Here is a 23,014-nt window from a genome sequence, read left to right as displayed (position 1 = left end):
GTTTGAGACTAATGAGCACTAATCCTCGATAGCTGCTTTTTTGCTGTTGATCGCTTTAATTCGTTCAACATCAAACTTCGGTTGTCGATCGTAAGTATAAAGCCCATTCACTTCTTGTTCCACGTCATAAAGCTGTGTATAACAGAACCCGAACATATTAGGATTCTCAAGAAGAGTACTGGTCAAGCCGTCATATCTTTCAATAAATTGCTCGACGCTTTGTGGACGATCCCCGTAGCCCCAGCTTTTCTCATCGGACTGGTTAGGATTCCACCAAATTCCGCCATACTCACTGACGAAATAAGGTTGGCCGTTATAGCTTTGTCTATCGGGGAAGGAGACCCACGCCTCGCCTTTCTCGGCAAACGGCCGATAACGTTCCCTGAATGTAACAGGATTTTGATCATAATCGTGAACATCAAAAATGTCCGTTACAACATGGAAGTTGCCGCTTGTGTCGATGACCGGTCGCGTTGGATCAATAGCTTTAGTCGTTTCATAAACGACGCGAAGTACGTCATTATCTTGACGAGTGCCGCGCGATGAGTCCCATGTTTCATTAAATGGGCACCATCCGATCAAGCTTGGATGGTTAAAGTCTCGTTCCACACCCTCAATCCATTCCGGTAGAAATTGAGCAAGGCTGGCAGCTGTTGATATATCGAGACCCCAGTTAGCATGCTCTCCCCACACCAAATATCCAAGCTTATCTGCCCAATATAGGAATCTAGGCTCGAACATTTTCTCATGCAATCTTGCACCGTTGAAACCAAGTGCGAGCGACATTTCAATATCTTGTTTTAAATCATCGTCAGTAGGTGCTGTATAAATGCCTTCAGGATAGAAGCCTTGATCAAGAACGAGCCGTTGGAATACGGATTTGCCATTAATACGGAACGCCTTGCCATCCAATTGAATGGAACGCAAACCGAAATATGAAGAAGCTGAGTCCAATACTTCACCATCACGAATGAGCTCAAGCTCCAGATCATAAAGAACAGGTGAATCGGTGTTCCATAATTTGATTTTGGAGAGGGGCAGCGTTAATGAAACGGACATCGAGCCGGCGTTTGCCGTTTGTTTTCCTACCGACAGGCCATCGAGCAGCGCATTACAGCGGAATTGTACATCTTTTGTGTTTCCAGACAGCTTGGCAGTTACGTGCAGGCAGCTGTTCTCCGGGTCTGGAACGAAACGGCAGGATTCTATATATGTTTCCGACACATGCTCAAGCCAAACCGTTTGCCATATGCCAGTCGTGCGGGTATAGTCGCAGCCTTGTGAATGGTAGGTACCGCTCTGCTTGCCGCGCGGTTGTAAGCCAGAGCGAGTATCATCCTCGGCATATACGGTAACCACATTTTCACCTTGCTGGAGGGAATCTGTAATATTGAATGAGAAAGAACTGTAACCGCCTCGATGCTTTCCTACATGTTTGCCATTAACCCACACCTGAGCCTCGTAGTCTACCGCTCCAAAATGCAATAATGTATGTCCGCCGTTCCAGTTGTCAGGAAGCTTGAAGCTTCGTTTGTACCAAACGGCTGGAATGAAATCTGTATGCCCAATGCCTGACAGCCGGCTTTCTGGACAAAAGGGGACGATGATGCGTTGAGTTAGCTTTTGCTCGTCTTGGTTTAATCCGCGCGAGATACCACTTTTTCCAGGATCCATTTCGAATTGCCATTCACCATTTAAATTGAGCCATGAATTTCGAGTAAACTGAGGTCTTGGGTATTCAGGGCGAGGGATTTGCTGCTGTTCCATTTTTCATTCCTCCATTATGTTAATTTAAAAGTTAATAATAAGTTCTTATATTATTGATTTTAATGAATATTAGGCCGAATTGTCAATGAATAATTAATTTAAATCTTTTATAATTAACTTTTAAATTAATATAATGCTTATTTAAAACACCAATCTAAAAGAAGATGGTATTAAATCGAAGCTATTAACTGATTAACAATACTGAATAAAAAAACTTAATAAAAATACTGATCAATACTAATGAGTAACATTACTGAGTACCATTACTGATTAAAAATACTGATCAAAGTTACAGCCATACAATAACCTAAGTAGCCGTACTAAACCTAAATGTGAGCACTTTTATTTTCCGAGAGGTATCGTGCAAAGAGCAAAAAAGAGGGGGTGAAAAGGAGCAGATCAAGCTGGGCGATTTATTATTTTAATGTTGTCCTGTTAAAAAAAGCCTGCATCAGAGTTGATCTGCTGCAAGCCATGAGAAAAAAATTACTATTTGTATAGCAATGTTTAGCAATGTTTAGCAATGTTCAGCAATGCATAACGAAGCTACTGCCCGCTCTTAATCTTCGTGAAAAATGTGCTAATCGCGTAATATGCCGCGCCGCGTACAGCTGACTGCTCTTGAAGCTCTGCAAACAATATTCGCATACGTTCGCGATGATACGATAGTGTGCGCTGATCGACGGCAGCTTGTACGGCTGGCTCCAGCCACTGAGCAGCACGGCTCATACGGTTGCCAATAATGACAACGTCAGGATTAAATACGTTGACGATATTAGCAATGCCTGCGCCCAAATAATCGCCAATCGAGAGTATATGCGCAATAACGCGTTCATCTCCAGCTGTTGCAGCAAGCAGCAGATCTTCCAAGTTCTTAAAGCCTAACGATGCTGTACTCTCAAGCAAAGCATTCTCCGAAGCATATAGCTCCCAACAGCCCCGATTGCCGCAGCTGCAAGGTTTGCCATCATACTCAATCGAGAGATGGCCGAGCTCACCTGAGAATCCTGATGCGCCCTTATATAATTCCTTGTTCAAAATAATGCCTGTTCCAATACCGATCCCGACGCTGACATAAATTTGGTTGGCGATGCCTCGTCCTGCCCCGTATTTCTGCTCTCCTTGCGCGCCCGCATTCGCTTCATTGTCTATCGTAACGGGAAGGTTGAAGCGCTCTTCGAGCTGCCGCTGCAGCTCAACTTGCCGCCATTTTAAGTTTGGTGCAAAAAGAATCGTGCCATTGTCATCCACGATACCTGGTACGCCGACGCCGATTCCGACAATCCCGTACGAGCTCTCCGGCGCATCATTAATAAGCAGCTCAATACATGAAATTAACTGCCCAATTACATGATCAGCATCCTGCTGCTTCAGACTGCGCTGCTGCTCTGCAATCACATTGCCTTCGAGGTCTACGAGCAGGCCGCGAATATAATTGACACCAAGATCGATGCCGACAGCATAACCAGCCGTACCATTAAAGAGCAGCATGACAGGTTTGCGCCCGCCGCTGGATAGTCCGGGACCATTCTCAACGACGAGATGGGTGTCGATCAAATCCTGAACGAGACTGGAAACAGTCGCCTTGTTTAATCCGGTCAACTCCGATATTTGAGCTCGAGAGAGCGGGGCATAACCAAGCACCGCTTCAAGCACGATGGCTGTATTTATTTTTTTGATGAGCGCTAAGTCGCCTGTTGGTTTCCTTTTCAAAAAAGAATGCCTCCGTCCAAATGAAAATATTTATTATTGTATCATGAAAAGCCTAATCTAGAGCCTACTAGATGGGGATGCGGATTTTGAGACAGCTAAGCCAAATAAGTACTGCATTTATTTTAACACAAAAACTTAGTTTGTTTAATAGACAAACTAAGTGGAGGCATGTTATTCTTTATGTAAGCACTATCATAAACTTCTAATCCATGAAGGAGGATTTTGATTACGATGACTTATTTTAAAAATATTAACACAATCCAATTTGAAGGTAAGGGCTCAGACAATCCGCTTGCATTCAAACATTACGATCCAAGCCAAGTTATTATGGGCAAAACGATGGAAGAGCATCTTCGCTTCGCAGTTGCTTACTGGCATACATTTAATGCGAATGGTTCGGACCCATTCGGATCAGCTACTATGGTTCGCGGCTGGGATCAATATACAGGCCTTGACCGCTCGAAAGCGCGTGTTGAAGCTAACTTTGAATTCATGACTAAATTGAATATTCCTTTCTTTGCTTTCCACGATGTGGACATTGCACCTGAAGGCGAAACGCTGCAAGAAACGAACAAAAATCTTGATGTCATCGTAGCTTTATTGAAGGACAACATGAAATCCTCCGGTAAAAAGCTGCTTTGGAACACTGTTAATATGTTCACAAATCCGCGTTTTGTTCATGGCGCTGGCACAACTTGCAATGCTGACGTTTATGCTTATGCTGGTGCGCAGCTCAAAAAAGGTCTTGAAGTGGGTAAAGAGCTTGGTGCGGAAAACTATGTTTTCTGGGGCGGCCGCGAAGGTTACGAAACACTTCTTAACACGGACATGGGCTTTGAGCTTGATAACCTAGCACGCTTGTATCATATGGCAATCGCTTACGCGAAGGAAATTGGCTTCGACGCGCAATTCCTGATCGAGCCAAAACCAAAAGAGCCAACTAAACATCAGTACGACTATGACGCAGCAACAACGATTTCATTCCTGCAAAAATACGGCTTGAAGGATCATTTCAAACTTAACCTTGAAGCGAACCATGCTACGCTTGCTGGTCATACGTTCGAGCACGAGATTCGTACGGCTGCAATTAACGGCATGCTTGGATCGCTTGATGCGAACCAAGGCGACCTGCTTCTTGGATGGGATACAGATGAATTCCCAACCGATCTATATTCAACTACACTAACGATGTTTGAAGTATTGAAAGCTGGCGGTATTGGCCGCGGCGGCGTTAACTTCGATGCGAAGGTTCGCCGTGCATCGTTCGAAACGGATGATCTGTTCCTTGCTCACATTGCTGGTATGGACAGCTTCGCTTGGGGCTTGAAAGCAGCTGCCAAATTGACGGAAGAGAAAATTCTCGACAACATCGTTGACAACCGTTACCGCAGCTTTAAAGAAGGCATCGGCGCGGATATCGTGTCTGGCAAAGCAACGCTTGCTTCACTTGAGCAATATGCGCTTCAAAACAATCCAATTAAAAATGAGTCCGGACGTCAAGAACGAATCCGCCTTATGTTGAGCGAAGTTATTTTTAGCGTTTAAGTCGGGAGGACTCTGACAAATGAGCTATGTAATCGGTATAGATTTAGGAACGAGCGCCGTTAAAGTGCTGCTTGTTGACCGTGATGGCACGGTAGCTGGGGAAGTCTCCCGCAGCTACCCGCTGTTTCATGCTTACTCCGGTTGGAGCGAGCAGCGGGCAGATGATTGGGTAGAAGGTACAGTTGAGGCTTTGCGTGAATTGACATCAACAGCAGGCATCGATGCCCAGTCAATTGAAGGGATTAGCTTCTCCGGTCAAATGCACGGACTTGTACTGCTGGACGGTGAAGGAAATCCTGTTCGCAACGCTATCTTATGGAATGATACGCGTACAACGGGGCAATGCCGTGAAATCGAACGCACGCTTGGAGACAAGCTGCTTAGCATTACTCGCAATCCAGCTTTGGAGGGCTTTACGCTTCCGAAAATTTTATGGGTTCGCGAGAACGAGCCGGATGCCTTCGCAAAGGCAAAGCTGTTCCTTCTGCCGAAGGATTATCTTCGCTACCGCTTAACAGGCGAGCTTCATATGGATTATTCCGATGCGGCGGGAACGCTTCTTCTTGATGTGGCTGGCAAAGCATGGAGCGAAGAAGTGCTTGAAGCGTTTGGAATTCCGGCACAATTTTGTCCACCGCTTGTTGAGTCGCATGGACTCGTAGGGACGCTGCTGCCGCAGTATGCTGACAGCACGGGGCTGCCAGGCACGACGAAGGTGTTCGCGGGTGGAGCGGATAATGCATGCGGGGCGATTGGCTCAGGCATTTTATCCGAAGGGTTAACGCTTTGCAGCATTGGTACTTCCGGCGTTATTCTCTCTTACGAGAATGACAAGACGAAGGATTTTGCAGGCAAGGTGCATTTCTTTAATCACGGCAAAGAGGACTCGTTTTATGCAATGGGTGTTACGCTTGCTGCTGGCTACAGCTTAAGCTGGTTTAAGAAAACATTCGCTCCGAATGAATCCTTTGATCAATTGCTCGAAGGTGTAGGGGCTGTGAAGCCGGGAGCTGGCGGATTGGTGTTCACGCCATATCTCGTTGGCGAACGCACCCCACATGCGGATCCGCTCATTCGTGCAAGCTTTATCGGCGTTGACGGCTCACATGAACGCATTCATTTTGCACGTGCGGTGATGGAAGGCATTACTTTCTCCCTTAATGAGTCAGTCGATATGTTTAGACGCGCCGGCAAGACGGTCGATACGATCATTTCGATCGGCGGCGGCGCGCAAAACCCAGTATGGCTGCAAATGCAGGCTGATATTTTTGATGCAAAGGTTGTCGCATTAGAGAATGAGCAAGGACCTGGTTTAGGCGCTGCGATGCTAGCTGCATATGGTGCAGGCTGGTTTGATAGCTTGGAGTCCTGTGCAAATAAATTCGTTAAGCATGCAGATTCGTATTCGCCGCAGCCTGAAGCGGTTGCTGCTTATGCAGGCATTTTCAAAGTGTACCAGCAGGTTTATGAGCAAACAAAAGGCTTGAATGAGGCGCTAGCGCCTTATCGCGGCTAGTCGTACACAATAGAAGGGACTGTTATCCTCGAATTGAGGGTGACGGTCCTTTCTTTTTTTTTGGACCAGTGATTCAGAAAAGTGCCTTTTATTAAAACATTTAAACTAACATTCTATCGTGAAGGAGCAGATAGAGCGGTAAACGTTAGCGGGGATATACATAAGCAGAACAACATTGAAATCATTAGCGGTCTTGCTATCAAGTTCCTATGTATCTGAGCTGTCAGTCGCTGCTGTAGATCGTTCACGGACGGGCGGCGAGTTAATCGAGACGGTGGTTAACAAGATGACGTTGATTGATATGGCAGTACGCCAGTCAACTCAGCAAGTACAGCAGCTCGCAGCGCACATCCGAAATGAACCATATCTGAGCTGATTGGAAATATTTCAAAGCAGACAAATCTGCTGGCGCTGAACGCTGCGATTGAGGCGGCAAGAGCGGGAGAGCATGGGAGAGGCTTCGCGGTTGTAGCGGAAGAAGTGCGCAAGCTCTAAACACAGTCAGCGGAATCTGTGGTGAGAATTAAAGATTTGATCAATGAAATTCAGAATGATACAGAAACTGCCGTGAAGGCTATGAGAATGAGTGAAGCTGAATCAATAGAAGGACTGGCAAGCATAACAGATGCGGGAGATGCATTCATTCAAATCGCACATGCTTCAAGAGATGTGCTTGAAAAAATTCAGGAGGCAGCATCCTCCTCGGAGCAGCTGGCAGCAAGTGCACGGGAGGTCAATTCATCCATTTCCCAAATGACAGGAATTGCCTCTAGAAACTCCGCTATTGCCGGCGAAGTTTCTGCATTCTCGGAAGTGCAGTATGCGTCAGCAGAGGAAATATCATCATCAGCTAACGGCTTAAGTGTAATTGCAATGGAAATGAACGAAGTGGCTCAAAAATTCAAGCTTTAAATAAAACGTGGAGCAGCTATTATCGTTTATAGCTGCTCCATATCATTTCGGGTCTAACACCCAACTCTCCGGCGATCAATTCTGCCGTTAGACGCTGGGGCTTTTTTATTTTCCCATTGCGAATTTTGGAAATGGTCGTAAGAGAGATAAGCGTTGATTGAGCGAGTGAAGTGACGGATATATTTTTACTGAGCATAAGCATACGAAGCTTATAGGAGGGGTCCTCATCCTGATTATTCATATGAAGGCTGGTTAATATGACAACAAAGTTTTTTAAGGTCCGATTGCCATTGTAAAACGGCTGAACAACCGCATCAGCATTATAGCAACGATCCCCAAGCTTAAGATGAAAGTCCACGGATTCAGCCGTTCGGTTGTTTTTCGCATATTCTAATACCCGCTTAAGCTTGCTTCGTTCATGGTCTGGAACAAGCTCAAATATGGATTTGTTCAAATAGGAAGAGGAGGGCTGCTGTACAGGAGCATAATAATGCTTAAAGCTCATAATGTTATAGCGCTCATTCACAACGGCAGATACCATTATTTTATGATGCAAAATATATTCGTCAATCCATTTGGCTTCCCGTAAATCCTTGCAAATGATGACATAAACAATGCGGTCTTCGAGCTGGAGCTTGCGGCAGGACAAACGTATATCTGCAGGAGTCGATGACTTCGTGACAAGCTTGCATTCAAGAAGCGGTGATAGGGCTTGCTCATCAGCAAGTTGATGTACGGCTTCATCAAAGGAGAGAGTTGTCTCATCCGTCGATATAATAGTAGATGGATCGAGGAGCATAAGATCTGATTTCTTAAAACCGGAAAAAGCTGCAAAAGCTTGATTGACGTCTACAATAGACCAACGGGATTCGTCCCACTCGACGATAAGCATAGGATCTGAAAGTAAATAAAATAAATGGTTCATCGATGACATCCTCCTTATCAATAGCCTAGCTGCACACTTATGTAATGATTATGTCACAAAACATAACATAATAAAATAGTTATTTGTAATTATATATCATGACGCCTTGCCGTATTCTTTTTTTACATGATTTTGTATGAATAGGGCATGTTAAACAAAACGTTAGAAAGGATGATCGCTATTGTCTACGAACTCAGCCTTATTGTTTGATTTTAACGATGCTCAAAGTGCGGCTCTTGCTTGCGAGACGCTGAGGGAGCTCGGATATGAGACGGTTCTTCATGAAGGAAGCAGTATGCATGTTCATTTAGAAGGAAGCGATCTAACTTCAGCACTCGAAATTGCACAATCACATGGCGGTCAGCTCGTCGAGCAAGCGAATATCGATGCGGATGCAGTTACCGGCACTGCATACTCGCATGATGCGATTGCAATTCCGGCACATCTTGTGAATGAGGACTGGGCTGCAACCGATGGACAAGGCAATGATGCTGAGGAGCTGCACAATCGGGATGAAGCTGCGGATTATTCCGAGGAATTTCTTCCTGATCCCGGGACGTATGATCATTTTTCAGGAGATGTTCGAATTTAGCCGTACTTCACGTACATAATTGCAATAAAAAAAGGCTGTCTCAACGTTTAACGACGTTTGACAGCCTTTTTATATCCTTACTGAATGACAGCATTAAGTCCTGCCGTATAGCCTGTGGAGAAAGCCGCAGTAATGTTGTAGCCTCCGGTGTAGCCATGAATATCCAATATTTCTCCGCAAAAAAACAAACCGCTCATGAGCTTGGATTGCATCGTCTTTGGATCGATTTCCTTTAACTGAATGCCTCCGCCGGTTACGAAAGCATCTTCAATGGATAAAGAGCCATACACTCTAATCGGAAAATGTTTGATCAGCAGCGAAAGGGCTATCCAGTCTTGCTTTGGAATATTGTCATAAGTAAGGCTATCCGGCAAACCGGCCTTTTGAAGCAGGATCGGTATCATTTTTTCCGGCAAATAACCTTTAAGGACATTTTTAATCGTTTTTTTCGGTTCAAGCTCGGAAAGTCTTAGCGTTTCCTTATAGACCTCGTCTTTGCTTTTATCAGGCACTAAGTCAATCGCAACCTCAATATTGCCCGTCTTAAATTGCTTAAGAGCTTTCACTACAAATTGACTGCATCTTAGCACAATAGGTCCGGAAATACCGAAATGCGTAAATAGCATATCGCCTTGATGTTCAATAATCTGCTTCCCTTTCGGGTTCCAAACCGACAGCGCAACGTCTCTCAGAGATAGCCCTTGCAGCTCCTTGCTTACAATGAAGGGCTCATTAGACGTAAGCGGAACCTCAGTTGGAAAAAGCTCAGTTATCGTATGTCCGGCTTTTTCTGCCCATGCATAACCGTCGCCGGTTGAGCCGGTCTGGGGCACGGACTTGCCGCCGGAAGCTACAATGACACTGCGGGCACGGAATGTTTCACCAGCTTTTGTACGCACGCCTGTGACCCTTCCATTGTCATACATGATATGATCGACAGGAGCGTTCAGTATGATTTTGACACCTTGTTTGCGTACCTGGTTAACAAGCGTATCTACCACCGTTTTAGCTCTATCTGATACGGGGAACATGCGCCCGTTATCCTCTTCCTTTAAAGCAATGCCAAGGTTCTCAAAAAAGGCGATAATATCCTTATTGTTGAAATTGGAGAAGGTACTGTGAAGAAAACGCCCATTGCCGGGAATATGCTTGATCAGCTCATCCAGTTCTTTATTATTCGTTACATTGCATCGGCCGCCGCCGGATATGCCGAGCTTGCGTCCTAATTTATCGCCTTTGTCTAGGAGAAGCACTTTAGCGCCTTCCTTGCTTGCAGCAATACCCGCCATTAGTCCTGCGGAGCCTCCACCAATTACAATTGCATCATATTGCATCGCTTTCCACCTGCTATATTATTAGTAGTATTATAATACCACAAAAGAAAGGCGGCGTTTGAATGCTGCGAGATGAATGGGTCATAACTGGCGCTAAGGGGTCGCAAATATTTTTGCGGGAATGGAAGTCAGAAACGATAGAGACAAAAGCTGTCGTCTGTCTCGTACACGGGATGGGGGAGCATGGCGATCGTTATGGACATGTAGCTGCTCAGCTTACTGCTGCTGGCTTTGTACTTATAGCGCTGGATCAGCAAGGCCATGGCCGCTCTTCAGGCAAACGGGGGCATCTGCATTCACTTGGCGCAGCTGTAAGCGATGCAGCGCTTATGATTGAAGAGGCTGGCAAACGGCACCCGGGAACGCCGATCTTCTTATACGGCCACAGTATGGGCGGCAATGTGGCGCTTAATTGTGCGCTGCGACTTCAGCCTCCAATTCGTGGACTCATACTGACAAGCCCTTGGCTTCAGCTTGCATTCAAACCGCATCCAGCTGTGGAGTGGTTTGGACGCAAATTGGTAGCGGTTGTCCCGAAGATGCACCAATCTACTGGCTTAAATCCTGCCGATTTATTTCGTCCTGGTTATGACCTTGCTGCGCCAATCGTGGAAGATCCGTTATGTCATACCAAAATTACACTCCAAACCTATATGGAGATTACCGCTGCCGGCGAGTGGGCGATCGCTCATGCATCCAGCCTGCAGGTTCCACTGCTGCTTATGCATGGCACTTCTGATCGCGTAACATCCTTTGAAGCAAGCGCGCTTGTTGCTGAGCGAATCGGAGACCAATGTTATTTTAGACGCTGGGATGGCGGGTATCATGAGTTGCACAATGACTTGGAGGGGAAAGAGGCTGTTCAAGAGCTAATTGATTGGTTAGAAGAACAATTGTAAATAGAGGTATTTTATGTTTTAATCGGATTAATAGATTGATTCAAATACAAAGCTACGTAAAAAACATAATATGGAATAGATTCAGAGTGTAGTAGGGGGATCGGACGTGACGTCTGTGTTAAAGGAATTGCTCTTACAATTCATTGTGTCCTTATTGCCTGTTTTCGCCTTTCAGCTTTGGTATGATAAAGACCAAAGATGGAAGGGAATACCTATTTTCATGAGCCTATTTTGCGGTGGATCGATGGTATTGTGTATGGTGACTGCTCCTGATTTATTAGGTTATGAAGTCGATTTTCGTCTCATTCCTTATGTAATAGGTTCTCTCTATGGAGGCGTGCCAACATTAGCCGTCTTAACCGTCATCTACATTGCAGTAAGAGTATCTATGCTCGAAGGCAGCTTGGAAGTCATTAACTTTATCATTTTTGTCATTGGTTTTGTCCCGCTGATGTTGTATGCGATTCCATCTTTCCAGCGTACCTCTGTTTTAGGCAAAGAACAGAAAAAACGCAGGGGCTTAGTGATCATGTCCATTTTGATCCTATACTACATTATTTCTGTTACTGGAATTATGTTATTTAATGGTATTTGGTGGTCGAATGTGATGATTTACGTGCAGTTGATCTCTGTTTGTGCATCATTAATGGCAACCTGGCTCTCTATCTTTATGATCGAAAATGTTAAAGAGAAGCAGCAGCTCTATGATGAAGTGAAACGAATGTCGGTTAATTATAGCAATGAAGTGGAGAAGCTTCAGCAATTTATTGATGAGACTTCTTTTGGGGTAGTCATTGTTGATCGTGAAGGCAAAATCACACATTTTAATGATATAGCCAAAACAGTTCTCAGCCTGCCTTCAAAGGATTCGGAAGTGAAGGACTTGCTTGGCGCCTCCTTCCCGCTTATTTTTCAGGACGGACATGGCGATGTTTGCATAAAGCTGCTTTCTCAGGCGTTAAACGGCAGGAAGAACACACTCGTTCCGTACGTTAGCGGCGATAAAATGCTGCTCTTGTCGACGATTTCGATGCGTACATCGGTTAATGCTGAAAATGCAGGCGCATCACTTATCGTTCAGGATGTAACGGAGCTTCGTCAACTTCAGAGTGAGGTTGGGCGAATGGAACGATTAAGCCTGATAGGTCAAATGGCTGCAAGCATCACTCATGAAATACGCAATCCGATGGCGGTTATTCGCGGCTTTGTCCAATTGATTCAGGAGCGCAGTCCAAAAAATCAAGAGGAATACTTTCAGATTGTGATCGATGAGCTGGATCGTGCGAATATGATTATTAGTGATTTTCTATCGCTTGCTCAAAATAGGGAACTAGCCATGGAGCTGACTTCCCTGCATGATGTTGTTAATGAACTTATACCTCTGCTTAGTGCGGATGCGAATTTGCGAGGCCAATCTATTGAAGTGAGCCTTTGCGAAGATATACCTTTAATTATGATGAACGACAGAGAAATTAAGCAGCTATTTCTTAATATTGCCCGTAACGGAATGGAAGCTATGGGCAATAAGGGCTCATTACATATTAGTACTCGTAATAATGGAAATAAAATTGAGCTGCGGATTGCCGATCAGGGTGTCGGTATACCTCCAGAGCAAATGCAGCATTTGTTCGAGCCTTTTTTCTCGACGAAGACGCAAGGAACAGGGCTTGGCCTGCCGTTATGCCTAAGCATCGCTGAGCGCCATAATGGCCGGATTGACGTTGAGTCGAAGGAAGGTGAAGGTACAGCGTTTATCGTTACTTTCACAGTGCCGGAGGAACGCGCGAGTTGAATGAAGGAGCAAATTAGAGTGGAAATGGAAATGCGTAAGTTGTTAGCAAACGAACAACCCCCAATGGAACTGCTCTTGTTAGCAGATCCTTCGATTAAGCTCGTAGAAGAATACATAAAACGCGGGGAAGTTTTTGTAGGTGTTATAAGCAATGAAATTATTGCAGTATTTGTACTGCTGCCAACAAGGCCCGAGACGATCGAGATCGTAAATGTAGCAGTAGCGGAGTCAAAGCAAGGCCAAGGGCTTGGAAAGCAAATGGTACTTTATGCGATTTCATATGCAAAGCTTCTAGGCTACAAAACGATTGAAATTGGAACGGGCAATTCAGGGGTCAGCCAGCTTGCATTGTATCAGAAATGCGGCTTTCGAATGACGAGTATTGACCGAGACTTCTTTGTTAGACATTATCCGGAAGCGATTTATGAGAACGGAATACAGGTTGTTGATATGGTTCGTTTATCTCAGGATTTATAAGGAAAGCGCCAGCTGAGCATACTACCTCTGAAAGATAACCGGCAATTGCGGTTACATTTTATGACGAGAGGAGCGCTCACAATGACGCAGCATAATGAGGAAAAAGGTCGTTCGGCTGAGCAAGCAAAGCAGGCAAAAAATAATACGGCTGCTGACAGCAAATCACCCGAATCCGCTGGTTTTGACAAAAAGCTTGATGGACCTAATCGTCCTTCAATTTAGTGCGGAGGTGTTCATATGCCAGATCATGAGCACAAGAATGAAGATGAAATGCTTAAAGATGATCCCGCTTTAGATCCTTTTGAAATCGAATTTCTGCCTCAGTTTCGCGAAGGGCGAGGAAGCCGTGCGCCGTTTGTGAACTCACACGGCATCGTTATAGGCGATCATGAATATGAGTCTCCGGATTCACCATTGTCGCAGTGGAGCGAGGAAACAGATCCAGCTGTAATGGCTGGCGATGAATGGGTGCATCCTTTTAAGGATGTAGGTTTTCTAACCGCTGAAAATCGGGATATTTTTGAGGAGGGCCTTCAGCCGCAAGGAGGAATATTTACTCATCCTGACAAAAATGCGGCATTTGGTTTGGACAAGCCGAAAGACGCTCCTGTTTAAGCTGAAAAAGAACAGCCGGAGTGCGAGCGCTCCGGTTGCTTTATTTTGACTACGGAAGGTATAATAGTAGCTAAAATAAAGTAATTAAAGGAGTGTGTTTCGATGTCGATGTCATTCGAACGATACATGTTAGATATGGTGCAGCCTATGAGAGACGATCTTACTCGAATTGGTATTCAGGAGCTTCGCACACCTGAAGAAGTAGAAGAAAAATTGCCAAATGCAAAAGGTACGGCGCTTGTTGTTATCAATTCCGTTTGCGGATGTGCAGCAGGCCAATGCCGTCCAGGCGTGGCTGATGCGCTTCAACACGATATTACTCCTGATCATTTATACACTGTATTTGCAGGACAAGATAAAGAAGCAACAGCAAAAGCTCGTGAGTTTTTCGCTCCATATCCGCCATCTTCCCCTTCAATCGCTTTGTTGAAGGATGGAGAGCTAGTACACTTTATCGAGCGCCACCAGATCGAAAATCGTTCCGCATCGGACATTGCAGCCGATCTGACAGACGCTTTCGATCGGTTTTGCCGCTAATTAGGAAGGTAACTATGAGCTTACAACAATCCATTATTCAAAGACTTGGCGTTAAGCCGCAAATCGATCCGGAGCAGGAAATTCGCAAACGGGTTGATTTCTTGAAGGAATACGTAACGAACTCGGGAACAACGGGTTTGCTTATTGCGATTAGCGGCGGAATTGACAGCGCAGTCGCAGCGGGTCTTTGCAAGCGGGCAACAGATGAGCTTAGCGCTGAAACAGGCCGCGAGTATATGACGCTTGGCGTATTTCAGCCTTATGGCGAGCAATCCGATATTGCGGATAGTTATGCAGTAGCGGAAGCGTTCCAGCTAAAGCACCGCGCGGAGACGAATATTGAAGAAGCTGTGGATGAAATCGCGATTGAAGTGGAGCATAGCTTTAAGTCGTTAGGCATTCCGCGTCATTTGAGCCGCGGCGGCAAAGGCAACGTGAAAGCGAGAACGCGGATGGTTATGCAATACGCGCTTGCATTCGACCTTAATCTGTTAGTCGTTGGTACAGATCATGCATCTGAAGCGATTACAGGCTTTTACACGAAATGGGGCGACGGAGCGGTTGATGTTACTCCGCTTAGTACGCTTAATAAACGGCAGGTTCGTGAGCTGGCCTCCCATATCGGCGTACCGCAAAGCGTGCTCGACAAAGCGCCAACGGCAGGCCTATGGGACGGACAAACCGACGAGGGCGAGCTAGGCATCACTTATGGTGATAACAGCGACTATCTCGAAGGCAAGTCCATTAGCGACGAGGCTCGCGAGAAGCTTGAAAAGCAATATTTGAAAACCGAGCATAAGCGCTCCCCGATTCCGGGTATTTAATGAGCTGCTTTAAGCTTCGAGCAGTAAAAAGACTGTCCCTTGAACCGAGAATTCGGCAGGGGACAGTCTTTTTTTGTTGCAGTGGAGCAGCATTTGATTAGCTAAGCGGACGCCAATGATGGAGGAGAAACGGCTGGAAGATAGAATATAGTAGTTGTGAAAGGAGCTGAATGCCATGAATAATACGAAGTTAATCCTTGTTGAAGGATTGCCCGGATCAGGGAAAACGAGTACGGCACGTTTTGTGAAGCAGCTATTAGATGAACAGAATATTGCCAATCGCTTGTTTTTGGAGGGGGATTTGGAGCACCCAGCCGATTATGATTCCGCGGCTTATTTTACAGAAGAACAATATAAGCAAATGCTGCAAAAATATACGGAACAACAGCAGTTAATCATTAAGCATTCCGAGGCTAAGGCGGACGGATATATCGTATATTACGGGAAGCTGCTAAAGGAAACAGATTCGATTAATCGTGAATATTTCGGGGATTATGATGTATATAACCTCCCTTTGGAGAGGCATCAGCAGCTCATTATTGAAAAGTGGAGCGATTTTTCGAGACAGGCTATTAACGGGGATGAAGTGTACATAATGGAATGCTGTTTTTTGCAAAATCCGTTAACCGTCATGCTTGTACGAGACAATTGTTCCGAGGTTGAAATATCGACCTATATTCATGAACTGAATCGCTTGATTAAGCAGCTGAATCCGGTATTGCTCTATTTGTATCAGGATGACTTTAAACATGCATTTCCTGCAATAATTGCTGAACGGCCAACAGAATGGCTAAACTTTATTACTTGGTATTACACGGAGCAGGGCTACGGCAAAAGTAAAGAGCTCAAGGGAACTCAAGGTCTTCTCGAGGTGCTTGAGCTGCGAAAGACTTATGAATTAGCGATACTAAACGAGTTGCCGATCGATAAAATGCTGTTTAATAAAAGCAGCTTGGACTGGGACAAGATCCACAGCCAAATCCAAATCGATCTGCAAAATCGTTTAAGCAGGTGATTATCAAATGAAACCGAGAATACGATACGCGATTGCGGTTGTTATAACGATGGTGCTTGGCTACAGCTCAAGGAGCTTTGCAGATTCGCTGCCTGGGTTTGTTGCAGAGCATTTTGGCGATGCGCTTTGGGCATGCATGATTTATTATGGCTTCCGTACCATAGGGGTGCACAAAAACTTGTTTTGGGCTGCTGGCGCTAGCCTCATCTTTTGTTTTGGCATCGAGTTTAGTCAGCTCTACCAGGCGGATTGGATTAATGAGATTCGCAGGACGTTTATTGGAGCTTTAGTGCTCGGGAGCGGTTTTTTGACCGTGGATTTGATCAGGTACAGCGTAGGCGTTATGTTTGCCATAATTGTTGATCGATATTTTATTTTTAAAAAGTAAGAAGACCCTTCCACCGAAACGCGGCGGAAGGGTTTTTGATTTATGATTCAACTTGACGTACAACTGTCCAGCTCTGGGCAGCAGGCTTTAGCACAAATTTAAATAGGTGTTCTCCAGATTTCTCAATAGCAACCATAATACCATCTTGAACAGGTACGATATGATGAATTTCTCCACCCGGTACAAGTTCGGCTGCCAGCGGCGTTAAGATGGGAATGAGAGCTTCCTCCAGCCAGCACCTTTCTTGATACCATTGTGGCGGTGGTAAATCAGAAGGATAACCATCAATAGGTGCTTCAAGCTCAAGAGCCATTTTTAGGGGATCGGTTGAAAGCTTACGGCCGGCACCTATCGCTGCTACGAATCGCAAGCACAGCTCAATGGTACGGAGAATTTCTTCATCATTCACTGAGCCATTTGCATAACGAATTTCCACCGTGCCTATATCAAACCAAGCCGCTGTGTTTATTCCACAACGATGAGATTGCGGACGTCCTACATGGAGAACGGCTTCATCGCTTGGATTTGCAATATAGCTCTCACGCATGTCTGGAGTAACGGGCGGGCAGAACAGCAGTCGGTGCTCGCTCGTATTCAATAGCGCTTGAATCGTTTGTTGATATTCCAGTGCGGCGTCTATAAGCGGGAGGACAGCATCTTCTCCCCATGGTTCGAGACCAATATGAACATGGAGTCCGCAGCTCCAATTGGCTGTTGCTCCTTGTTCCCTCAGCCTGTTTAACATGATCTGAATTTGCTCACGGTCTTCCCACAAGATCGGAGGCGGCTTAAGCTCACTGCCTGATTCCATACCTTGTGCATCAATTTGCCGCTCATCCAAAGAAATAACCCAACCAGGCAGCAGCTCCAAGCTTTCTGGATTTCCGCCTACAAACTCAATTTCCACGCCAAAGCGCAGCTCTTTCCAATCAACGATTTTTGGCCACATTGCCATCATCCTCTCCATTTATATAAGCTTCATCATGTAAAGAGAGGAGTCGAGGCGGACCACGAGATTAACGAGGGATTTTTTTTCTGAACATAAAATGTCCTCCTTATTCGAAAAAATGATTGTAGTTTTGAACTAAAAAAATAATGAAGAGGTATCTCTTATTATTCAAATTATATATGATTAGAAGAAAAAAGGTAAATTGAGGAGATTCGTATAATGAGCTTTACAGCTAAGCAAAAAGAGATTATTCAAAAAATAGCAATTGCAGCCCATAACCAGCCATTATTAAGCAGCGGTTTATGGTTCCACCACGATTTACGCGATAACTTTTATTATGCTTCCTATTTGCTTGCAGCTGCAGTTGATAACTCAGAACAACTGCCGTTTGAGAGAGAAGCTGCTAAACGAACTGCGGAATCTGTGCTTCTAGAGGTGCTTGCGCTGCAAGATCAGGATGTAGAAAGCGATACTTATGGACATTGGCCGCTTAGACTAGAGGATGTTCCGAAGGACTCCAAGCCAAATACGTTGCCCGTAGAGCTGATGGGGAGCTTGATGGCATTTTTTGCGAGACGCTATAGGACGTTTTTTGACAAGCAGCTAATCCAAGCATTTGATACTGCCCTTATCCATATTTATCGAAGCGGCTTCTACCATCATAAAAATGTATTTGGTCATCACGATGCAAAATATACAGCTGCAAAGCTGATTTTTGGACAAATGTTTGCCGATGCTGATTTGCTGGAGGATGGTCGCAGCAATCTTCAGCTTACATTAGCCCATATTCGCAAGTATGGCATGTCCGAATACAACAGCTTGCCTTGGTTCTGGCATTGGGTGCAGGCATTCACTTGTGCTTGGTACGAAATACAGGACGCAGCCATTAAACAAGAGCTCGCCGATATGCTTGATTTTCTCTGGAATGAGCGAGCTGCATTCTATTTGAAAGGCGCCTTTGTCGGTGCTCATTGCCGCGGTCAGAAGCATGACATCCCGCTTGATAGCAACGTTCTGCATGATTATGTGCAATTCGGTGATTTCGAGCTTCCAGAGCAAATGCCGCGGACGGAGTATGCAGGATTTTTATTTTACGAGGCGCCTGAAACAGCTCGTCGTACAGCGCTTAATCGCAGTGAGCCAACTGAGGAGAAAAAGGCGATTACGAAGCTAACGGATGAAGGAGCAAGCATGCTTCACAGCTATGCCTACATTACATCGGATTTTGCAGCGGGCGGAATGTGGGAGCGATTCTCGGAGTTTGACAATGAGCAGCATCGCTGGGATATTTCTTTGCCATTGGGACTGCAAAACGGCGTGAATCAACTCTACTTCTTCCACCCGGCAGAGGCGAATGCGGTTGAAGATTTGCGGCATCAAACCGAGTTTACGGAAGTTCTTTATTACAAAAATACAATAATGGCTCTATATCCGATTCCTTCTGACAAAGACAATACGATTATCGGGTTATTGCCATGTATGGATTGGCTGCAAGAGCCGGGCATGCTTGTTGGTCAGACAGAGAATGTGTTTTTGGCGGTTTATGTTATGCAGCCTTATGATCTGGAACATCGTTCGGATCGCTCTATCGTGACAAGCAAAGGCTCAGAAAACGGCGTAATTGTCGAAGTAATCAGCCAGAACGATGCGTTGAAGAATGGCATAAGCAGTTATGAAGAATTTGTGGAACAGGCAAAAAACAATAGGCCAGCTTGGTCTGCTGAGGAAAGGCTTAGTGTGAAGTATGTGAGCCATGATAAGAGCGTACTTGAGCTAAATGTTGATGGAGAAGGCAGCAGTGAGAAATTGATCAATGGCCTTTCAGTTGATTTTAGTGAATATAGAACTTAAACGAGTTGCGTATCGTTCCAGACGGAAGGAAAGCTTCACTTTCCATAATTGCATAGTCATGATTCACATATCGTTCACCACTATATAGCTCTAACGAGTCATGTGATGCAGCTCCCCCATTGATACAATTTGGACAGTGAATCCAAATCGATGGGGGTATTTTTATGAAGCTTAAGAAAAAAATCGCGGGTGTCGCACTGGCAGCTATGTTGACACTAGGAGCGGCGGCTCCAGTATTCGCGCATGACGGTTGGTCTCAGACGAGTGCACCAATCGTAGCGCCTGGTCAAGTTTCCTATGTTGAGCTTATGTACGGAAACCACTCCAACGAGCACAAGAGCTATCGGTTGGAAGGGCAGTGGGGCAGCACTTCAAAAGTATATGTGACTACGCCGGCAGGGCAGAAGTCAGATATTACAGGCACTCGTTTCTACACTGGAGAGCCGGCTACGGAAACAACGCCAGCACTAAATAATTACTTTGTTGCGTCATTTAAATCAAATGTTCCAGGCGCGTATATTATATCAACCGAAGCAGACAGCGTGTACAAAGGTGCAGACGCTGCTACTCGTACGCTGCGCAGTGCCAAATCATTCGTAGCGATTAGCGATATTCCTGTTATTGATCGGGTTAAAGCACTTACAGGTTTCTCTAAGGAAGTAAGCCCGGATAGAGCGGAGCTCATCCCTTTGTTCAATCCTGCTGCAGTTACATCGGGTGAAAAAGTGTCGATTGAGCTGCTTCTAAAGGGCAAACCGCTTACTAATACAGCCGTTGATATTATTCGTCGCAGCAATTCTGAACCAGTGGAGCTGAAGACCGATGATAAGGGCGTGGTTTCATTTACGACGGGTGCTGCCGATTATTACTTAGTACGTGCGAAGCCAAGCACTACGGAAGCTAAGGAAGGCGAATACAGCGCAACAAATTACGAAGCTACAATGACTTTCACGGTTCAAAATAAATCAGTGAAGCTCCCAGGCAGCACCGTGTCTGCTAAACCACATATTTACGTAAACGGAAACGTAGTAGCTGTAAGCAGTTTGACCGTTACAAATGGTACGACAAAAGTAGATGCAGCGTTCATTAAGCAATACGTAGACGCAGCATATAAAGGCACAGGTGCAGTAACCCTTCGTTCCGCAGCTGAGGCAGCTGGTGCTTCTGTTGAATACTTCCCTGCCGTAGGCGGTAATCAAGCAGCTGTCGCCATTTATACGAAATAAGGATTGCAGATGAAAAAAATAAGATTGATATTTGCAATAGTAATAATATGGGCATGCCTGCCGAGCTTCGTCTCGGCGCATGCCTATATTGCGCAATCGACACCTTATGGGGATGCGGAGCTGGCGGAAGCTCCGCCTGCCATTCGAATAAAATTTACAGAGAAAATCGATACGAAGCTAAGTAATATTTCACTAAAAAGCAGTAGCGGCACTGACATAACTGGCAAGTTAAGCAGTGATGATGATCTTACGCTTGTTTATACCATTCCTAAGCTGGATAAGGGCATTTATGAAGCAAGCTGGCAGGTGTTGTCGCTTGATTCTCATATAACAGACGGTTCCTTTAAATTTGCGGTAGGCGTGAAGCTTGAGGCTGTGAAACCGGATGATACGGTTTCACTGGACGGTGCTTCTGCTGGTAATACAGGGAACAGCTCTGGAAATGAAGCAAAAGCGACTGACAAGCCAGTAGTTACAAAGAGTCCAGAGCCCACAATTAAACCTAAGCCTACAAAGAAGCCGGATATAATGCCTACGCCATCTACATCGCCCACTCCGACTGCTGAGTCTATGGAAGTCAGTGAAGGGACGGTCGTTACCCCGTCTCCCACGATTTCAAGCAGTGAAGAGGTGGAGGCAGCAGAGCCGGATACAAATACAAATACAAATACAAATACAAATACAAATACAAATACAAATACAAAAGATGTTGATGCGGATGCTGTGGAAGACGATAATGCTGCACCGCAGATCGAACAGGATATGGCTGATGATCACAGCAGCCATAGCAATCACAGCGGCGACAGTGGCGCTGGAGAGGCCGAGCACGATCATGCAGGTGGCCAAGGCTTCATGGTGCTGATGCGCATACTGGATATTTTGACGGCTGTTATTCTCGCTGGAATATTGTTTTTCCGATATGTCATCTGGAGAGATGAAGAATCAAAGGCACCCTTTGGTTTCTCCGTCCGAGCCGAGAGACTAGTGATGGGAGCCGCAGCGCTTATTTGGCTGGTTTCCGGCTTGCTTCGCTTGTCGATGCTTGCAGACCAATTCGGCGGTGTATCCATCTATGCACTAGCTAATGGAACAATGATTGGAAAGATAGCGACGTTAAGAGTTGGGCTTGCTTTAATCGCACTTCTTCTCGCATTTGCGCCTATTCGGGAGAGACGATGGGCGAATATGATTAAATGGATAGCCGCAGCGGCATTGATAGTGAGCTTCCCGCTCACAGGCCATGCGAATGCTGCTTTAAGCGATGTCGTATTTGGAATAGTGACCCATTCGGTCCATATGTCTGCTGCCGCAATATGGTTTGGTGGCCTTGCGGGTTTGCTGTCATTAACTTTCCATAGAAATGCCGTGGAGCGCTTGAACCAAGCGGCTGTGCATTTCGCAAAGTGGGCGCTGCCAAGCATGATCGTTATTTTGATTAGCGGAATATGGCTTTCGGCTGCTAGGCTCTCAGAATGGGGACAATTGTTCACTACAGCGTATGGCAAGCTAATCCTCGCCAAAACCATTCTCATGCTGCTTGTCGTCGTCATTGCAGCACTTCATAAGCTCGTATTCATGCCGCAAATCGCGAAAGCGAGCGCCGCAAGAGGGTTGCTGTATGGCATCCGAATTGAGATGCTGCTTGCTGTTGCTCTATTCGTGCTGGCAGGCTGGTTGTCGACAACTTCTCCGCCGGAAGCACGCGTGGAGTCAAAGCTGGCTGAACCGATTTATTGGCATGTGATGGGTGAGCAGGCGCATATGAGTTTGCGTATTTCGGAGAATGATCAGACTGGGGATCAGGCTGTACGCCTTGATTTGTGGCTTCCTGAAGATCAGGGAACGCCTTTATCCGCGGAAGTAGCTGTTAAGATAGACTCGAATCTAGCGGAAGCGGAAAAGGAAACCGAGCAAGGAAACAAAATTGCGATTCCGCTGGAATTGCAGCCGATGGGGGAAGAGATGTTTGAATTTCCAGGCTTTACGAAATATACGTATCGTTCATCAGGTGAGTTTATCGATGATCAGAATAAAGGCTTAATTACGGTTGATGTAAAAGACGAGAAAGGAAACAACTTCCATTATGAGCGAGCGATAGGCGACTCTCTGACGGAATAGTTGTTACGTCAAAATAAGT

General features: G+C 45.5%; 21 protein-coding genes and 1 pseudogene. 17 read left to right on the top strand and 5 right to left on the bottom strand.

The genetic code is table 11. From position 1 onward, the window contains the following. Positions 1-18: 18 nt before the first annotated feature. Entirely contained in the window at positions 19-1,767 is a 1,749-nt protein-coding gene (locus tag AC1DOV_RS21440) for a glycoside hydrolase family 2 protein (protein ID WP_477551026.1), read from the bottom strand. Between the two features lie 546 nt (positions 1,768-2,313). Beyond that, entirely contained in the window at positions 2,314-3,480 is a 1,167-nt protein-coding gene (locus AC1DOV_RS21435) for an ROK family protein (RefSeq protein ID WP_477512392.1), read from the bottom strand. Positions 3,481-3,711: 231 nt separating this feature from the next. Between AC1DOV_RS21435 and xylA the strand changes: the two genes are divergently transcribed. The 4 genes and pseudogenes from xylA to AC1DOV_RS21415 form a co-directional block, all read left to right on the top strand. Beyond that, positions 3,712-5,025, top strand: a complete 1,314-nt coding sequence (gene xylA, locus AC1DOV_RS21430; RefSeq protein WP_477512391.1) for a xylose isomerase — start codon at positions 3,712-3,714, stop codon at positions 5,023-5,025. A gap of 19 nt (positions 5,026-5,044) precedes the next feature. Next, positions 5,045-6,541: a xylulokinase gene (gene xylB / locus AC1DOV_RS21425; RefSeq protein ID WP_477512390.1), complete on the top strand. Its 1,497-nt coding sequence runs from the start codon at positions 5,045-5,047 to the stop codon at positions 6,539-6,541. 175 nt (positions 6,542-6,716) lie between these two features. Then, entirely contained in the window at positions 6,717-6,917 is a 201-nt protein-coding gene (locus AC1DOV_RS21420; RefSeq protein WP_477512389.1) for a hypothetical protein, read from the top strand. Continuing rightward, a pseudogene (locus AC1DOV_RS21415) lies at positions 6,914-7,453 on the top strand (methyl-accepting chemotaxis protein); the annotation flags it as partial. The gene AC1DOV_RS21420 and the pseudogene AC1DOV_RS21415, both read left to right, overlap by 4 nt. A gap of 19 nt (positions 7,454-7,472) precedes the next feature. Here AC1DOV_RS21415 and AC1DOV_RS21410 read toward each other — a convergent pair. Then, complete coding sequence (locus AC1DOV_RS21410; RefSeq protein WP_339204636.1) at positions 7,473-8,378, bottom strand: helix-turn-helix domain-containing protein; 906 nt, start codon at positions 8,376-8,378, stop codon at positions 7,473-7,475. A 181-nt stretch (positions 8,379-8,559) separates the two neighbouring features. Between AC1DOV_RS21410 and AC1DOV_RS21405 the strand changes: the two genes are divergently transcribed. Next, positions 8,560-8,970: a hypothetical protein gene (locus tag AC1DOV_RS21405; RefSeq protein WP_477551025.1), complete on the top strand. Its 411-nt coding sequence runs from the start codon at positions 8,560-8,562 to the stop codon at positions 8,968-8,970. Between the two features lie 77 nt (positions 8,971-9,047). Here AC1DOV_RS21405 and AC1DOV_RS21400 read toward each other — a convergent pair whose 3' ends face one another. Next, a complete protein-coding gene (locus AC1DOV_RS21400) occupies positions 9,048-10,304 on the bottom strand; it encodes a BaiN/RdsA family NAD(P)/FAD-dependent oxidoreductase (RefSeq protein WP_477551024.1) in 1,257 nt (418 codons plus the stop codon). A gap of 62 nt (positions 10,305-10,366) precedes the next feature. Here AC1DOV_RS21400 and AC1DOV_RS21395 point away from each other — a divergent pair, with 62 nt between their 5' ends. The 9 genes from AC1DOV_RS21395 (at position 10,367) to AC1DOV_RS21355 (ending at position 16,851) form a co-directional block, all read left to right on the top strand. After that, positions 10,367-11,203 carry a lysophospholipase gene (locus AC1DOV_RS21395; protein WP_477551023.1) on the top strand — a complete coding sequence of 279 codons (837 nt, stop codon included), beginning with the start codon at positions 10,367-10,369 and terminating at the stop codon, positions 11,201-11,203. A 106-nt stretch (positions 11,204-11,309) separates the two neighbouring features. Further along, positions 11,310-12,995 (top strand): ATP-binding protein, encoded by a 1,686-nt coding sequence (locus AC1DOV_RS21390; protein WP_477551022.1) that lies wholly within the window; start codon positions 11,310-11,312, stop codon positions 12,993-12,995. 24 nt (positions 12,996-13,019) lie between these two features. Beyond that, positions 13,020-13,472, top strand: coding sequence for a GNAT family N-acetyltransferase (locus AC1DOV_RS21385; protein ID WP_477512396.1), 453 nt, complete (start codon positions 13,020-13,022; stop codon positions 13,470-13,472). Between the two features lie 81 nt (positions 13,473-13,553). Further along, positions 13,554-13,694, top strand: coding sequence for a hypothetical protein (locus AC1DOV_RS21380; RefSeq protein WP_477512383.1), 141 nt, complete (start codon positions 13,554-13,556; stop codon positions 13,692-13,694). A gap of 15 nt (positions 13,695-13,709) precedes the next feature. After that, positions 13,710-14,087, top strand: a complete 378-nt coding sequence (locus tag AC1DOV_RS21375) for a DUF3905 domain-containing protein (protein WP_441876213.1) — start codon at positions 13,710-13,712, stop codon at positions 14,085-14,087. A 102-nt stretch (positions 14,088-14,189) separates the two neighbouring features. Then, positions 14,190-14,624 (top strand): BrxA/BrxB family bacilliredoxin, encoded by a 435-nt coding sequence (locus tag AC1DOV_RS21370; RefSeq protein WP_076268955.1) that lies wholly within the window; start codon positions 14,190-14,192, stop codon positions 14,622-14,624. A gap of 14 nt (positions 14,625-14,638) precedes the next feature. Continuing rightward, the gene (gene nadE, locus AC1DOV_RS21365; RefSeq protein ID WP_339204629.1) at positions 14,639-15,448 is read left to right on the top strand and encodes an ammonia-dependent NAD(+) synthetase; all 810 of its coding nucleotides are present in this window, start codon (positions 14,639-14,641) and stop codon (positions 15,446-15,448) included. 175 nt (positions 15,449-15,623) lie between these two features. Next, on the top strand, positions 15,624-16,463 hold the full coding sequence (locus AC1DOV_RS21360) for a P-loop NTPase family protein (protein ID WP_477551021.1): 840 nt from the start codon (positions 15,624-15,626) through the stop codon (positions 16,461-16,463). Positions 16,464-16,470: 7 nt separating this feature from the next. After that, complete coding sequence (locus AC1DOV_RS21355; RefSeq protein WP_441876224.1) at positions 16,471-16,851, top strand: ribosomal maturation YjgA family protein; 381 nt, start codon at positions 16,471-16,473, stop codon at positions 16,849-16,851. A gap of 40 nt (positions 16,852-16,891) precedes the next feature. Here the strand turns inward: AC1DOV_RS21355 and AC1DOV_RS21350 are convergent, their stop codons facing one another. Next, a complete protein-coding gene (locus AC1DOV_RS21350) occupies positions 16,892-17,800 on the bottom strand; it encodes an amidoligase family protein (RefSeq protein ID WP_477551020.1) in 909 nt (302 codons plus the stop codon). Between the two features lie 219 nt (positions 17,801-18,019). On the opposite strand from AC1DOV_RS21350, the gene AC1DOV_RS21345 reads away from it, so the two are divergent. From AC1DOV_RS21345 to AC1DOV_RS21335, 3 genes are all read left to right on the top strand, one after another. Beyond that, positions 18,020-19,651 (top strand): hypothetical protein, encoded by a 1,632-nt coding sequence (locus AC1DOV_RS21345; RefSeq protein ID WP_477551019.1) that lies wholly within the window; start codon positions 18,020-18,022, stop codon positions 19,649-19,651. 164 nt (positions 19,652-19,815) lie between these two features. Beyond that, entirely contained in the window at positions 19,816-20,877 is a 1,062-nt protein-coding gene (locus AC1DOV_RS21340) for a DUF4198 domain-containing protein (protein WP_477551018.1), read from the top strand. Between the two features lie 9 nt (positions 20,878-20,886). Further along, a complete protein-coding gene (locus AC1DOV_RS21335) occupies positions 20,887-22,995 on the top strand; it encodes a copper resistance CopC/CopD family protein (protein ID WP_477551017.1) in 2,109 nt (702 codons plus the stop codon). Positions 22,996-23,014 lie beyond the last annotated feature (19 nt).

The organism is Paenibacillus sp. 01T47 (assembly GCF_056398245.1).
This window is presented reverse-complemented; position numbering and strand designations above follow the sequence as displayed.